The sequence below is a fragment of the Microlunatus spumicola genome, assembly GCF_039536445.1.
Classification (GTDB): Bacteria; Actinomycetota; Actinomycetes; order Propionibacteriales; family Propionibacteriaceae; genus Microlunatus; species Microlunatus spumicola.
The window spans coordinates 166,701-181,545 of sequence record NZ_BAAAYR010000001.1 but is presented as its reverse complement, the minus strand read 5'-3'; the positions used below and the strand labels follow the sequence as shown (position 1 = coordinate 181,545).

The window sequence follows — 14,845 nt, the reverse complement described above, 5'->3', positions numbered from 1 at the left end:
AGCCGGTCAGGCCGGGGGGCGTCCTCGACCGAGGGCCGTGGGGGCGCCCTCCGCCCGCGCGGCCCTCGCCCGGGCCTTGATCGCCGCGATGACGTCGGACTTGGCGTCGGCGTAGGCGTTCGTGTCGTGCCAGCGCCGCTCGAGGAGCATCCGCTTCGTGCGCTCGTAGAGCTCGCGCTCGTCCGGGTGCGTGCGCAGCCGGTCGCGCAGGAGCAGGTACTCCTCCACGGCGGGGTCGTCCCGCTCGTAGAGGTGGACGTGGACGTCACGGGCCGGGGTGCGCACCAGCCGGTGCCCCGGTTCGCGGACCCTCAGCACGTAGCCGACGGCCAGCAGCCGCTCGACGTGGTCCTCCGCGGCGGTGATGTCGTCCACCCCGACCACGAGGTCGACGACCGGCTTGGCCGCCAGGCCGGGCACCGCCGTGGAACCGATGTGCTCGATCACGAGCGCGTGGGTCCCGAGCGCGTCCGCGATCCGCCGCCGGTGGTCGCGGTAGACGCCCGGCCAGCGGTCGTCGTAGGGGTGGAGCGTCAGCGCGAGCGGCTCCACCCCTCCGACCAGCTCGACCGTCGTCACGTCCGGCCGGCGGCGGGCACGAGGGCCCGTGGTCTCACTCCCCGTCGCGGGACACCCCGTACGGCGACTCGGAGCCCCGGCTCGCCCAGAGCATGCCGCGCTCGATCAGGGTGCGGACGTTCGGGTCGTCCAGGACGTCGAGGCTGTGACCCGGGGTCGCGACGAAGATGCGGCCCTCGCCCCAGCTGCGGGTCCAGACGGCGGGCGAGACGACCGGCCGGTTCCAGGGATCGCCCGGGCGCGCGGCCTGAGTGGTGGTGGCGAGGACGTCGATGTAGTCGTCGCTGATCACCCAGTACTGCTCGGAGTAGAGCTCGAAGTCCTCCAGCCCCGCCACGATCGGGTGCCCGGCCTGCTCGGGCAGGACGTTGACGACGTACGACACGTAGTTGTCGGTCTGGTCGCCCTTCGGGTGCTCGGGGTCCCGGGCCGGGTGGCAGGCGAAGGACCCGCCGACGAGGTGCAGGTAGTCGCTGGTGTTGCGGAACGAGTCGGCGATCCCGCCGTGCCAGCCCGCGAACCCGGTGCCCGCGGCGATGGTCGCGCGGAGGCCGGCGACGGCCTCCTTGCTGGCGGTGCCCATCGTGTAGCACTGCACGACCAGGTCGGTCGCCGCCATCGCCGCCACGTCGGTGTAGACCTCGGGGCTGTCCTCGACGCGCACGTCGAAGCCCTGCTCCTCGAGGAACGGGATGAAGCGGTCCGTGGCCTCGACGGGCACGTGACCCTCCCACCCGCCGCGCACGACGAGCGCGCGGCGCGAGGGACGAGAGGTCGCAGCGAGGTCGGTCATCAGACTCCTGTCCAGGTGGAACGGTCGCCGGCGCTGCGCTCGACGGCGTCGAGCACCCGCTGCACGGCGAGGGCGTCGGCGAAGGAGGGCGTCGGCTGCTCGTCGGCGCCGATCGCCCGCACCAGGTCGACGACCTGATGGGTGAAGCCGTGCTCGTAGCCGAGGCCGTGGCCGGGCGGCCACCAGGCGCCGGTGTACGGGTGGTCGGGCTCGGTCACGTAGATGCGCGTGAAGCCCTGCACCCGGGACGGCTGGGTCCCGTCGAAGAAGTTCAGGACGTTCATGTCCTCGAAGTCGAAGGCCAGCGAGCCGTCGGTGCCGTTGATCTCGATGCGGATCGCGTTCTTGCGGCCGAGCGCGAAGCGGGTCGCCTCGAACGAGCCGACCGCGCCGCCCTCGAAGCGCGCCGTGAACCACGCGGCGTCGTCGACGTCGACCGGGCCACGCTCCCCCGACGCGTCGCCCGCGCCGCCCAGCCCCGACGCCTGCCCGGCGACCGGCCGGCTCGTCACGAACGTCTCGAGCAGGGCGGAGACACCGGTGATCGACTGGCCGGTGATCCACTGCGTGGCGTCGATGACGTGCGCGCCGATGTCGCCGAGCGAGCCCGAGCCGGCCAGCGACTTGTCCATCCGCCAGGTGAGCGGGGCGTCGGCGTCGGAGAGCCAGTCCTGCAGGTACTGCGCCCGGACCTGCCGGATCGTCCCCAGCCGGCCCTCGGCGACGAGCTCGCGGGCCAGCGAGAGCGCCGGGACGCGCCGGTAGGTGAAGCCGCACATCGCGTACGTGCCCTGAGCGCGGGCGGCCTCGGCCGCCGCCGTCATCTCCTCGGCCTCGGCGACCGAGTTGGCCAGCGGCTTCTCGCAGAGGACGTGCTTGCCGGCCGCGAGCGCGGCCAGGGCGATGTCGCGGTGGGTGTTGCCGGGCGTGCAGATGTCGACGAGGTCGACGTCGTCGCGCTCGACGACGGCGCGCCAGTCGGTCGCCGACTCGGCCCAGCCGAACTGCTCGGCCGCGTGGCCGGCGCGTCCGGCGTCGCGACCGACGACGACCTGCATGACGGGCAGGAGCGGGAGGTCGAAGAAACGGTGGGCGCTGCGCCACGCGTGCGAGTGGGCGGCCCCCATGAAGGCGTGGCCGATCATCGCCACCCGCAGCGGTGCGGGCGGGGACGTGGTGGTCGAGGTCATCGGGCTGCTCCTGGTCCTGGTCCGGATCGAACCGGACGATCGTCGCAGGCTGCTCCCGCTCCGCGTCGCGCAGGTCGCGACGGCTCAGTGCTGGTGGCCCGGTTCGAGCAGGTGGTCCCGCCACGACCGCGTGGGCTCCCAGCCGAAGAGGCGGCGCGCCTTGTCCAGGGCGTACCCCCCGGCGTCGGGCCGGGCGACCGCTCCGACCCGCACCTCCGGGTGGCTGGTGGCGAGCGCGGCCCGGATGTCGCGTCCGCCGATGTTGTCCGCCGCCGCGGCGAACACCACCTCGTGGCCGGACGTGTCCGCCTCGACCGCCAGCACGACGAGCTCCGCGAGGTCGGCGACGTCGAGGTACGACCAGAACACGGCCGTCGTCAGGGCGGGGTCGTCCAGGAACGGCCCCAGGTTGTCCGCGTAGGTCTCCGGCGTGATGACCCAGGTCGCCCGGATGGACACCGCCGCCAGCGACGACCGCCGGCAGGCCGCGTCGCACAGCTGCTCGCCGAAGAGCTTGGACAGCGCGTACGGGTCGATCGGCGTGGTCGGGTGGTCCTCGTCGATGGGATAGCTCGCCGCCCGGACACGTCCCCGGGACCAGGTGTAGCCGGTGACGCTGTCGCTCGACAGGTTCACCAGACGCCGGACCCCGGACCGGACGCAGGCCTCGACGACGTTGAACGTGCCGGTGACGTTCGTGGAGAAGACCTCGTGGGCGGGGTTCCGCGTCGGCTCGGGGATGCCGGCGGTGTGCACGACGGCGTCGACGTCCGTGACCACCGCGAACATGTCCCCGGCGTCCGTCACGTCGGCCTGCACGTAGGGCGCGCCGTCGTAGTCCGGGCGGGCCAGGTCGACCCCGACGACCTCGTGCCCGCCGTCGAGGAGCGCCCGGCGGACGGCCCGCCCGACCTTGCCGTGCACCCCGGTCACCAGGACCCTCACGGCAGCAGGCTCTCGGCGAGCACGTGCTCCAGCGGTGCCACCCCGAGGCCGGGACCGTCGGGCAGGGACAGCCGGCCGTCGACGATGGACGCGATGCCGAGGTCGTCGTTGCCCGACTGCGTGCGCAGGACGGTGTCGAGGTGCACCGGGTACTCCAGCAGGTCCACCCCCGGCGCGCAGGCGGCGACCTGGAGCACGGCGCCGAGCCCGACCAGGCCCGCGTGGTAGTGCAGGACGGCGCGGGCACCGAAGCCGGCGGCCAGGCCGGCGATCTCCCGGGCCTCGGCGATGCCGCCCGAGATGCACGGGTCCGGCTGGATCACGGTGATCTCGCCCGAGACGAGCGCGGCGATGGCCTCCTCGGTGCTGAACAGGTGCTCGCCCGCGGCGATCGGGACCCGGCTCCGGGCGGCGGCGCGGGCCACGGCGCCGTGCCGGCTCTGCAGCAGCGGTTCCTCGAGCCAGCGCACGTCCAGCTCGGCCATCCGGTCGGTGAGCCGGGCGGTCGTCGGCAGGTCGAGCGACTCGCTCGCGTCGACCATGATCTCGACGTCCCGGCCGAGCAGCCGCCGGAGGTCGGCCAGCACGTCCACGGCACGGTCGGGGTCCGGGCCGGTCCGCAGCTTGACGTGCCGGACGCCCCGTTCGAGCATCGGGGCGAGCCGCTCGAGGTGGAAGGCCGCCTCGTGGTCGTCGAGGAACGGGCTGCTGCCCGCGTACACCGGGATGTCCTCGCGGACGCGGCCCAGGATCGCGGAGACGGAGCGACCGGCCTGCTGGCCGACGAGGTCCCAGAGCGCGATCTCCACCGCGCTGCGGGCCTGGGCGCTGGCCCAGCTCTCCCCCAGCTCGCGCCGGCTCGCCCGGCGGAGCCCGTGGACGAGCGGGGCGACCGCGTCGAGCTCACGGCCGACGAGCGACGGGGCGAAGGCGTCGCGGACGATCGCGGCGTGGACCTGCGGGTAGGAGACGCCGAAGCAGTCGCAGGCCTCGCCGTAGCCCACCCGACCGTCGTCGGTCTCTATGCGGACGACGAAGAAGGTCATCGGACCGTTCGCGGAACGGCACTGCAGGGGCAGGGGGGTGACGCGGGCGATCCTCATCGCGGGGCGTCCTCTCGGTCGTGGTCGGCTCGTGCCTCGAGGTCGGCGTCGTCGTGCGGTCCGGCCTGCACGACGAGGGCCCGGGCGGGCCACCGCCCGGGGATCCGCCAGCGGTGGTCCAGCTGCTCGGGCACGTAGAGGGAGTCGCCGGTCTTGAGCACGTGGGTGCCCTCGTCGGCCAGGTCGACGACCAGGCTGCCGGACAGGATGTGGATGAACTCGGCCACCGCGTGCCGCCAGTAACGGTCCTCGTACCGGTCGGACGTGACGTGGAACTCGAGGGGGTTGAGGCTCCTGGCCCCGCGGACGAGCGGTCGGGTGTAACCCATCTCGTGGGTGCTGACGAGCGGGTCGTCGGCTCGGACGATGGACACCAGCGAGTCCGACCTCGACGACTGGGCGCTCGCGGTCAGCAGGGCGATGGTGGTGCCGAGCGCGGTGGCGATGCGCTGCAGCGACTGCATGCTGGGCTGGGCCTTGCTGCGCTCGACCTGGCTGAGGAAGGGGTTCGACAACCCTGCGCGCTCGGCGAGCTGGACGAGCGTGAGGCCCTGGACCTGACGCATGGTCCGGATGGCCTGGCCCAGCTCGGGGTCGTTCGCGTCCTCGACGGTCACAGCGCCGGCTCCGGGACCCGGAGGCCGGGAGCAGCCCGGGCCTCCGTCGGCACCGAGCCCGTGTAGAGGGACGCGACCGCCCGCTCGAGCAGCCCCACCGACGCGAAGACGGCGAACGACAGCACCGTCACGACGACCACCTCGGTCCACAGCAGGTCGTAGCGGGCCGACGTCATGGACAGGATCATGTCGTAGCCGAGACCCTTGCCCGTGGCGAGCCACTCGGCCAGCAGCGCCCCCGTGAAGGCCAACGGTGCGGCGATGCGCAGGCTCGACACCAGGGCCGACAGCGCCACGGGCGCCTGCACCGTGACGAACGTCCGCCAGCGCCCGGCGGAGTACGCCGCCATCAGGTCGGCGGAGTCCTGGGGGATCCGGCGCAGCGCGGCGAGCACCCCGACGAGCGTCGGGAAGAAGGTCACCAGACCCCCGATGACGGCCACGCTCGCGCTGCCCCGTCCGGCGACGAGGACGAGCAGCGGCGCCATGGCGACCATGGGGACCGCACGCAGGGCGAGCATCGCGCTCATCAGCGCGTTGCGCAGCGTGGGTGAGAGCGCGAACAGCGACGCCACCACCAGCGCGGCGACGACCCCGGTGAGCAGCCCGAGCATCGCGTCGCCGAGCGTGGTGAGCGAGAGCCCGAGCAGGTGGCCGCGGGGGTCGGGCCGGCCGGCGGGAGGCGTGGTGGTGAGGAAGTGCAGCACGTCGAGGGGAGACCGTCCGATGAACGAGGACACCCCGGTGATGGCGAGGAAGGCGAACCAGACCCCGACGACGACCGCGACCCCCACGACCAGCCCGACCAGGCCGTGGACGAACGAGACGCCCCGTCGGCCGGCAGGTGCCACCGGGCCCACCATGGCGGCGGCGCTGAGCTGGGTCGACCAGGGCAGCAGCAGGCGGGAGGCGAGACCGACGACGAGGAAGGCGAGACCGGCCAGCGCGGCGCCGGTGAAGGCGACCGCCCAGGTCCGGTCGATCTGCATCGACTGCTGCGAGCTGATCATCAGTACACCGAGGCCGCTGTCCGCGCCGATGTACTCGCCGATGATCGCTCCGAGCATGGCGGCCGGCGCCGCGATCTGGAGCCCGGCGAACAGCGCGGGCAGCGCGGCCATGGCGCGGACCTTGCGGACCGCGGTCCACCGCCCGCCACCGTGAGCGGTGATGAGGTCGATGCTGCCCTGGTCGGCCGCCCGCAGACCCGCGGTCGTCCCGACCAGGGTGGTGAAGAACACGGACAGGCCCGCCAGCACGACGCGGGACAGGTCCGCGGGGAACACGATCGCGAACACGGGCCCGATGGCGACGATCGGCAGGCAGTAGGAGAACACGCCGACGTGGGTGATCGGACGCGCGAGCGGGGGGACGACGAGGGCGACGACGGCGAAGCCGATCGCGGCGAGGTTCCCGTAGAGATAGCCCTGGGCCGCCGCCGACAGCGTCACGCGGGCGTTCGTCAGGTAGAGCGCGCCCCCGTCCCGCGTGAGCTGCTCGACGATCTGGACCGGCCCGGGCACGGTGCCGCCCGCTCGCAGCAGGGTCTGCGACAGGAGCTGCCACAGGGCCAGCACGGCCAGGGTGCCGAGGAGACCCACCGCCCGTGGGCTGCGCCACCGGCTCACGGCATCGAGCTCAGCGCGGCGTCGGTGGTCTCCCGCTCGGCCGGAGCGGCGTGGCCGTCGGACGTCGCGTCCTCGGGCCCGTCGCCGCCCAGCAGCGTGCGGACGTACGCCGACCACGGGGAGCCTTCCGGGTGCAGCTCGCCGACGAGCCGGTGCCCGCCCGCCGCCCACCAGAAGTCGGTTTCGCGCCCGAGCTGGACCCCGCGCCGGGTGTGGTGGTCCACGTGCATGTCCAGCACCTCGACGGTCCGCTCGCCCGACTCGACCTGGGTGCTGGCCCAGAAGGCCAGCTCCATCGTGCTGCGGTCCTTCGGCGCCGTGGCCAGGAGCTTCACCGCGTGCGCGGAGTACATCCACCGCTCCAGGTCGGTCGTCTGACGGACGCGCTGCTCGTTCATCGCGTGGAGCAGCGCGGGCGCGCTCGGCAGGCCGGCGCCGACGTCCTCGACCGCGATGATCTCGAGGCGCCGCCAGAGCAGGTCCTCCGTCTGCGGGCCCGTGCGGAACAGCTCGTAGGCGGCGAGCGCCGCCTCCTCCACCAGGCCGCGCCGGATCGACTTCTGCAGGACCGAGCGGACCTCGTCCACGCGGAAGCCGCCGACGGTGACCGCGCGGCTCCAGACGTCGTCGTTCTGTTCGGGTTGGGGCATGGGTCTCTCTCTTCGGTCGGACGCCCGCGCCCGGCCGGGCCGGCGGGGGCGTCGCGTGCTCGGACGGCTCAGCGCGCCGCGTGGATCTCCTGCAGGACGGTCATGTCGAACAGGTCGACGGCGGCGGTGATGCCGCCGGCCGCGAGGGTCTTGACGGACTCGGCGATCAGGGCGTCGCTCATGGTGAACAGGCCGTTCGCCTTGGTCTCGGCGGTGACCATCAGGTCGTTGGACGCCTTGCACGACGCGGTCTGCGCCTCGAGGTCGAGCCCGTTGTCCTTGCCGTACGTCTCGACCGCGAGCTTGGCGCCGAGCGCCGGGTCGTCGATGGCGTCCTGCCAGCCCTGGAGGTCGGCCTTCATGAAGGCGACGACCTGGGCCCGCTTGGCCGGGTCGGTGAGGCTGTCGGCGCGGACCGTGTAGGTGCCGGTCGGGAGCAGGTAGCCGTGGTCGGCCAGGAGCATGACGGTGATGTCGTGGCCCTTCTGGGTCAGCTGCACGGCGTCGTCGTTGGAGTAGCCCCAGAAGCCGTCGACCTCGCCGGAGACCAGCGGGGTCAGGTCGTGCTGGACGGGAACCTGCGTGAAGGTGCTCGCGTCGATCTTGCTCAGCGCCAGGAAGGCGTCCCAGGCCACCTGGTTCACCGCCTGGATCCCGATCTTCTTGCCCGCCAGGTCGGCGGGCGAGGTGATCGGCTTCGCCATCGAGATGATCGAGAACGGGCTCTTCTGGTAGCTCGCCCCGATGATCTTCAGCTGCGCCCCGGCGGCGACGGCGTTGGCGGTGAAGTCGGGCGAGCTCTGGGTGACCAGGGCCTTGCCCGACTCCGCCACGGCGTCGGTCGCCACGTTGGGTCCGCCGGCGAGCAGGTCGACCGCGAGACCGGCGGCCGAGTAGTAGCCCTTGCTGTCCGCGACGTACTCGCCGGCGAACTGGAAGTTCTTGATCCAGCTCAGCTGGTACGACATGGCCGTCGCCCCACCGGAACCGCTGGCGGCAGGAGCTGCGCTGGAGCTGCTGCCGCAGGCCGAGAGCAGGGGCACCGAGAGAGCCAGCCCAGCGCCGGCGGACAAGAAGGAACGTCGTTTCAAGAGGGCTCCCGAGGATGCAGGTCGTCGTCAAAATCTTGACTGCATCAAGAATTACAGGACCGGGTGTCGCTGGCGTTTCTCGTTGTTTCGGTCAGGTGTCGCGCTCGAACCACGAGCAGAGGTCCTCAGACAACCACCCTTCGACTTGACTCGAGGACCGGCGTCGGTCTAGGCCTGGCGAAGAAGACCAGCGTCGGTGACGACCGCCCGCGTCCCACCGCACCTCCCCGGTCTGGTGCGGGGAGCTTCGCCGGGCGGCGCCCCCACGCCACCCGGCTGCAGCGGCCCCGGAACGACGAGGAGCCGGCACCGGCGCAGTCTCCTGCGCCGGTGCCGGCTCCCCTGGCCACCGGCCGCGGACCCCTCCCGCCGGTGACGTGCCCGTCAGTTCTGGCAGGTCTTGTTGCTCATCCCGAGGGCCGCCTGGGTGGCGGCGTTGTCGCAGCCGACCACGTTGCCGACCTCGGCGAAGGGCATCCGGACCCCGTAGCCCGGGAGGGCGCCGGCGACCGCGTTGCCGTAGACGATGTTGTTCAGCCCGTAGTCGGCGTCGGTGTTCCAGACCTGGATCGCGTCACCGGGGCTGTGCGTCCCGGAGTTGCCGGCGATGACCCAGCCGCTGCCCATGACCTGGACCAGGGAGTCCGAGTCGGAGGAGACGACCGCGGCACCGTCGAGGGTGTTCTTCCACATCGTGCCGTCGTTGGTACCGGCCTTGGCCTCGATCGGCTCGGCGGTGGTGGCCCGGATGTCGTTGAAGGCGACGAGGTTGCGGTCGCTGGCGTCGGGGGCGCAGCCGTTGTAGAGGCACCAGTTGCCCTGCGCGGTCCCGATGTAGACGCCCTCGCCGTAGTTCGGCGCGTTGAGCCCGGTGAGGGCGATGGAGTTGCCGATGACCGTGCTGTCGGTGGTCTGGTTCTTGAGGTGGACGGCCTCGTCGCCGATGTTCTCGACGCGGAGGTCGGCGACGGTGACGGCCTGGCTGTTCAGGACGGCGACGCCCTTCTGGACGTTGCGGACGGTCATGCCGGCGATCACCAGGTTGTGCGCCCCGTTGACCCGGAAGCCGTAGCCCTTGGTGATGTCGGCGTTGTCGACGAGGGCGGTGCGCGGGCCGCAGATCCAGACCGGCTTGTCGGGCGTGCCGTCGGCGGAGACGTCGAAGTTGGCGCCGTAGTTGCCGGGGTTGAGGCGGACGACCGTGCCCGGCGTGGCGCCGGCGATGGCGTTCAGGAGCTGGGCCCGGGTGGAGACGGTGACCGTGGCGGTCGGGCAGGTGGCGTAGCGCTGCGGGAAGGCGGCGTACGGGTCGCCGGCGTTGGTGAAGCTCGCGGCGAGGGACGGCGTCGAGTCGTTGCGCCACGTGTCGCGGGCCACGACGCTCCAGGTGTAGCTGGCCCCGTCGGCGAGGCCGACGTCGGCGAAGGAGGTGGTGTCGGCGGAGACCTCGCCCACGAGGACGTCGGTGGTGGCGCCGGCGGCCCGGCGGAAGACCCGGTAGCGGGCCACGTCGGTTGCCGTGCTCCTGGTCCAGGTCAGCTTGGCCCCGGTCCGGGTCCCGGTCGCCTTGAGGGCGGTCGGGGCACCGGGGGCGTAGATGTCGGGAGCGACGATGGCGTCGAGGGTGATGTTGCGGCCGACCGACGAGGTGTTCTTGTTGCCGGTGCGGACGATCCGGATGGTGTGGCCGGTCTCGGCGAGGCCGTTGATCTCGAAGACGTTCTGGGCGTACCGGGTGCTGGACGAGTAGAGGTCGACGGTCGCCTTCTTCACGCCGTCGATGTAGACGTCGGCGAGGCCGGAGGAGCTGTTGGTCCGGGCGAGCCAGCGGATGCCGCTCGTGGCGAAGGACATCTCGACGTAGCCGGTGTCGCCGAGGCTGGAGAACGAGCCGCCGCTGTCGGTGCCCGCGCCGGTCGAGATCGTCTTGGACCAGGGGCCCTTCATGGTCAGGGCTTCGGTGTCGTCGTCCTCGTACGTGCCGGCCGGCATGGCCTTCATCGTGACGGTGGTGGTGACGACGGCCGAGACGGGCGACTCGTTGCCCATCGCGTCGAGCGCGGTGACCTGGTAGCGGTAGGTGGCGCCGGGCAGCAGGCCGTCGTCGGTGTAGGTGGTGGTCGTGACCGGGTCGGTGGTGACGGCGGTCAGGGTGCCCGTCGCGGTGCCGCGGTAGACGCGGTAGCCGACGACGTCGCTCTCGGGGCTGGTGCTCCAGCCGAGCTTGACGCTGCCGGTCTGCGGCGCGGCCACGAGGCCGGTCGGGGCGGCCGGCGGGTAGACGTCCGGGGCCACGAAGCTGTCGAGGACGATGGTCTTGCCGCTGGAGCTGGCGTTCTTGCTGTCGGTCCGCACGACTCGCAGCGTGTGCGTGGTCTCGGGCAGGCCCTTCACCTCGTAGGCGAGCTGCTGGTACTTCGTGGTGGCGGAGTAGAGGTCGACGGAGGCCTTCTTGACCCCGTCGAGGTAGACGTCGGCGATGCCCGAGTAGCTGTTGACCCGCGAGATCCAGCGGATCCCGCTCGTCCTGAACGAGATCTCGGCGTAGCCGGCCGCGTTCAGGGTGGAGTACGAGCCGCCCGAGTCCATGTTCGAGGTGACGACCGACCAGGGCCCGTTCAGCGTGACCGCGTCGTCGTCGTTCTGGTAGACCCCGGCCGGCTGCGCGGAGATCGGCATCGTGACCGAGGCGGCGGTGGAGTAGCCGGACACGTTGTTCGAGGTGTCGACGGCGAGGAGGTCGTAGGTGTACTTCGCGCCCGGCGCCCGCGCGGCGTCGGTGAAGCTCCGGACGTCGTCGCTGGTGGTGCCGACCATCGTGCGGGTGGAGCTGCTGCCCTCGCGGCGGTAGACGCGGTAGCCCTTGACGTCGGTCTCGGGGTTCGCGGTCCAGCTCAGGTCCACGTCGGAGCCGGAGACGACGGCCTTGAGGCCGGTCGGCGCGCCCGGCGCGTGGATGTCGGGGGCGACGAAGGCGTCCAGCTGGATGTTCGCGCTGCTCGAGCTCGCGTTCTTCGTCCCGGTGCGCACCACCCGGATCGTGTGCGTGGTCTCGGGAAGGCCCGTCACCTCGTACGCGACCTGCTGCGTCTTGGTCGTCGCGGAGTAGAGGTCGACCGTCTTCTTCTTGACGCCGTCGAGGTAGACGTCGGCGATCCCGGAGTAGCCGTTGAACCGGGTGATCCAGCGGATGCCGGAGGTCTTGAAGGAGAGCTCGGCGTAGCCGGCGCTGCTCAGGCTGCTGTTCGAGCCGCCCGAGTCCTGGTTGGAGGAGACCGTCGACCAGGTCCCGTCCAGGGTGAGGGCCGCGTCGTCGTTCTCGTAGGTCCCCTGGCCGACGACCGTGGCGGCCTCGGCCTGCGTGGGGACCAGCATCCCCCCCAGGATGCTGAGCGCCGAGACGGCGCCGATGCACGCGATCCGTGCACCAGAAGAGAAAGTGGGCAGCGCAACAACAGCAGAGCTCATGGTGGGGGCCTCTCGAAGACCGAGCCGGTACGTCGGCTCATGACCGAATTCCTTGCCCCCGAGGACGCTTCCGACCCCGTGGTTCCGGGGGCCGTCCGTGCCTGCCCCCGAACTGTAGGCAGGCCTCCGGAGCCCCCGAGCGACGAATTCTGCCTACTCAGGAATGAAGGACGACCCTCAGCATGAAAAGGCTCTTCATGTCTGAAAGAAACCCACTCAGGTTCCTGGTCAAGTGCCTCTGACGACGTTGTCGGAGGGCTTTTTCTAGGAAGGTCTCAGAAAGGTTCAGCAAAGGTCGCGGGAGAGTTCTTAGGTTCCACCCTTGCCCTTAGGTAGACCGTGTGCATTACTCGCCCGCTGAACCTTCAAGCCTGATGAACGACTCTTGAGTCTGATGTTTCGCTGATCGAGCATTACAGGTCATTTTTTCGTGACAGCGGTTTCTCGGCCGGGGACGCCGAGCGGCGGGCGCGCCGCAGACGACCGGCCACGCGGATGTGCGTCAGCCGGACGGGTGCGGAGCCGCACCCGTCCACGGCGGACGACCGTCAGACGACGACGCCCTTGCTGATCAGGAAGCAGGAGTAGCTGCGCGTCTCCCCCGTGAGGACGACGGCGAAGGCCTTGCGCGCCCGGGGGTAGAAGTCGCTGCGCTCGACGGGTCCGATCGAGACGGGACGGCCCTCGGTCCGCGTGAGCACCTCGGCGACCGCGGTGTGCGACTCGACCGTCGCGCCCGGGTCCCCGTCGGGCGTCATGGCGAAGACGGCCGGCTCGATCGCCTCGTCCACCGGGAACAGCGCGCCGATCGCCGCGACGGCCGTGGTGATGTCCACGCCCGCCAGCGGGAGGACGCGGTCGTGCAGCGCGTACGCGGGGTAGTTCGCGTCGACGACGGCCAGGACGTCGCCGTGGCCCATCGCGTGGATCGCCCACAGCAGGTCGGGGGTGAGGATGGCGGGGATGCCCTTGAGCACGTCGGTGTCCTGTCTCGTCGTCGAGCGGATGGTGCAGCCGGGCTACGGAGCGCGGCCGGGCTGCGGGCGGGGTCGGGCCGTCATGAGGAGGCGAGCCCCTCGGTCTCGCGCGTCGCCGCCGTCATCCGGCTGGGCTGCACGCGGGCGGGCTCCCCCGGCATCTTCGGGTAGTCCGGCGGGTAGGGCATCTCCGCACCGCCGTACGTCCCGGTGCCGAGCGCGACCACGTCGCGCTCGTACAGCTCCAGCGCCCGGTCCAGAGTCCCGGGCTCGTGGTCGTAGAAGGGCGCCCAGACGTCCCCGAGCGCGGCGAACCGGGCCGGCATCGAGCGGACCGTGAAGTCCTCCGGCGCGGCGTCGGGGAGCTCCTCCCAGGTCAGCGGGGCGGACACGCGGGCGTCCGTGGTCGGGCGGATGGAGTACGCCGAGGCGATGGTGCGGTCCCGGGCCATCTGGTTGAAGTCGACGAAGACCCGCTCGCCGCGCTCCTCCTTCCACCAGCTGATCGTGACCTCGTCCGGCATCCGCCGGGCCAGCTCACGGCCCAGCGCGATGACCGCGTGCCGGGCCTCCACGAAGCCGTACGTCGGCTCGACGGGCACGAAGACGTGCACCCCCCGACCGCCGCTCGTCTTGGCGAACCCCGTGAGCCCCGCCTCCGCCAGCACCTCGCGCAGCACCAGGGCGGCGCGCGCGGCGTCCGCGAAGTCCGTGCCCGGCTGCGGGTCGAGGTCGATGCGCAGCTGGTCGACCAGGTCCGGCGCCGCGCGGGTCACCGGCCACGGGTGGTAGCGCAGGGTGCCGAGGTTGGCCATCCACGCGACGGTCGCGAGCTCGGTCGCGCAGACCTCGTCCGCCGTACGTCCCGAGGGGAAGGTGACGGTGCAGGTCTCCACCCACTCCGGCATGCCCCGGCTGGGCGCGCGTTTCTGGTAGAACGCGTCGTACCCGCCGGCGGGCGGCTTGCCGCCCCGGGTGCTCAGCTCGATCTCGGGCCGGTAGCCGCCGGGCCAGCGCTCCATGGTGACCGGTCGGTCACGCAGGGCGGCGAAGATGCCGTCGCCGACGCCCAGGACGTACTCGACCACGTCGAGCTTGGTCAGCCCGACCTCCGGGAAGTAGAGCTTGTCGGGGCTGGTGACGCGGACGGTGCGCTCGCCCACGGTCAGCTCCACAGCGGGCGTGGCGGCCATGGCGGCAGCATAGGAGGACGGACCGACGGTCCTCGCGTCCGGGGAACAGCCGCCGACCGAACTCCGTTGGACCGTCCGACGACGCAGACGAGAGAGAGGACATCGTGAGCGATCTCGAGAACCCGGCCCTGCAGGTCGGCAAGGTGGTCAAGTCCGAGGACGAGTGGCGGGCGCAGCTCAGCCGCGCCGAGTTCCACGTGCTGCGCGAGGCCGGTACGGAGCGCGCCTTCACCGGCGAGTACACCGACACCAAGACCGAGGGCGTCTACCACTGCCGCGCGTGCGGCACGGAGCTGTTCCGCAGCGACACCAAGTTCGACAGCCACTGCGGCTGGCCGTCCTTCTTCGCGCCCCTCGCCGAGGAGCGCGTGCGCTACATCGAGGACACCAGCATGTTCATGAAGCGCGTCGAGGTCCGGTGCGCCACGTGCGACTCGCACCTCGGCCACGTCTTCCCGGACGGCTACGGCACCCCGACCGGCCAGCGCTACTGCATCAACTCCATCAGCCTGACCCTGGAGCCGAAGCAGGCCTGAGGCCAGCGCCGCCGACGAGAGAACGGGGAAGATCCGGCCGCGACTACGCGGTCAGATCTTCCCCGTTGTCGTCCT

At 71.6% G+C, this 14,845-nt stretch carries 13 protein-coding genes; 1 reads left to right on the top strand and 12 read right to left on the bottom strand.

What is annotated here, in order from left to right; all coding sequences use genetic code 11:
• Positions 1–6: 6 nt before the first annotated feature.
• The 12 genes from ABD665_RS00765 to ABD665_RS00710 form a co-directional block, all read right to left on the bottom strand.
• Entirely contained in the window at positions 7–579 is a 573-nt protein-coding gene (locus ABD665_RS00765) for a GrpB family protein (RefSeq protein ID WP_204912689.1), read from the bottom strand.
• Positions 580–613: 34 nt separating this feature from the next.
• Positions 614–1,372 (bottom strand): ThuA domain-containing protein, encoded by a 759-nt coding sequence (locus ABD665_RS00760; protein WP_204912690.1) that lies wholly within the window; start codon positions 1,370–1,372, stop codon positions 614–616.
• A complete protein-coding gene (locus tag ABD665_RS00755; RefSeq protein WP_204912691.1) occupies positions 1,372–2,562 on the bottom strand; it encodes a Gfo/Idh/MocA family protein in 1,191 nt (396 codons plus the stop codon). Before ABD665_RS00755 ends, ABD665_RS00760 begins: the two co-directional genes overlap by 1 nt.
• Positions 2,563–2,646: 84 nt before the next feature.
• The gene (locus ABD665_RS00750; protein WP_204912692.1) at positions 2,647–3,507 is read right to left on the bottom strand and encodes an NAD-dependent epimerase/dehydratase family protein; all 861 of its coding nucleotides are present in this window, start codon (positions 3,505–3,507) and stop codon (positions 2,647–2,649) included.
• Complete coding sequence (locus ABD665_RS00745; protein ID WP_204912693.1) at positions 3,504–4,610, bottom strand: enolase C-terminal domain-like protein; 1,107 nt, start codon at positions 4,608–4,610, stop codon at positions 3,504–3,506. The genes ABD665_RS00750 and ABD665_RS00745 overlap by 4 nt, the downstream gene beginning before the upstream one ends.
• Positions 4,607–5,227: a cupin domain-containing protein gene (locus ABD665_RS00740; RefSeq protein WP_204912694.1), complete on the bottom strand. Its 621-nt coding sequence runs from the start codon at positions 5,225–5,227 to the stop codon at positions 4,607–4,609. Before ABD665_RS00740 ends, ABD665_RS00745 begins: the two co-directional genes overlap by 4 nt.
• Positions 5,224–6,828, bottom strand: coding sequence for an ABC transporter permease subunit (locus ABD665_RS00735; RefSeq protein WP_204912695.1), 1,605 nt, complete (start codon positions 6,826–6,828; stop codon positions 5,224–5,226). The genes ABD665_RS00740 and ABD665_RS00735 overlap by 4 nt, the downstream gene beginning before the upstream one ends.
• Before the next feature lie 23 nt (positions 6,829–6,851).
• Positions 6,852–7,505, bottom strand: coding sequence for a hypothetical protein (locus ABD665_RS00730; protein WP_204912696.1), 654 nt, complete (start codon positions 7,503–7,505; stop codon positions 6,852–6,854).
• Between the two features lie 68 nt (positions 7,506–7,573).
• Complete coding sequence (locus tag ABD665_RS00725; protein ID WP_204912697.1) at positions 7,574–8,473, bottom strand: ABC transporter substrate-binding protein; 900 nt, start codon at positions 8,471–8,473, stop codon at positions 7,574–7,576.
• Positions 8,474–8,980: 507 nt separating this feature from the next.
• Entirely contained in the window at positions 8,981–11,971 is a 2,991-nt protein-coding gene (locus ABD665_RS00720; protein WP_204912698.1) for a fibronectin type III domain-containing protein, read from the bottom strand.
• 641 nt (positions 11,972–12,612) lie between these two features.
• Entirely contained in the window at positions 12,613–13,041 is a 429-nt protein-coding gene (locus ABD665_RS00715) for an RbsD/FucU domain-containing protein (protein ID WP_204912699.1), read from the bottom strand.
• A gap of 80 nt (positions 13,042–13,121) precedes the next feature.
• Positions 13,122–14,234 carry a non-homologous end-joining DNA ligase LigD gene (locus ABD665_RS00710; protein ID WP_204912700.1) on the bottom strand — a complete coding sequence of 371 codons (1,113 nt, stop codon included), beginning with the start codon at positions 14,232–14,234 and terminating at the stop codon, positions 13,122–13,124.
• Positions 14,235–14,338: 104 nt separating this feature from the next.
• On the opposite strand from ABD665_RS00710, the gene msrB reads away from it, so the two are divergent.
• On the top strand, positions 14,339–14,770 hold the full coding sequence (gene msrB / locus ABD665_RS00705) for a peptide-methionine (R)-S-oxide reductase MsrB (protein ID WP_344740706.1): 432 nt from the start codon (positions 14,339–14,341) through the stop codon (positions 14,768–14,770).
• The last annotated feature ends 75 nt before the right edge of the window (positions 14,771–14,845 follow it).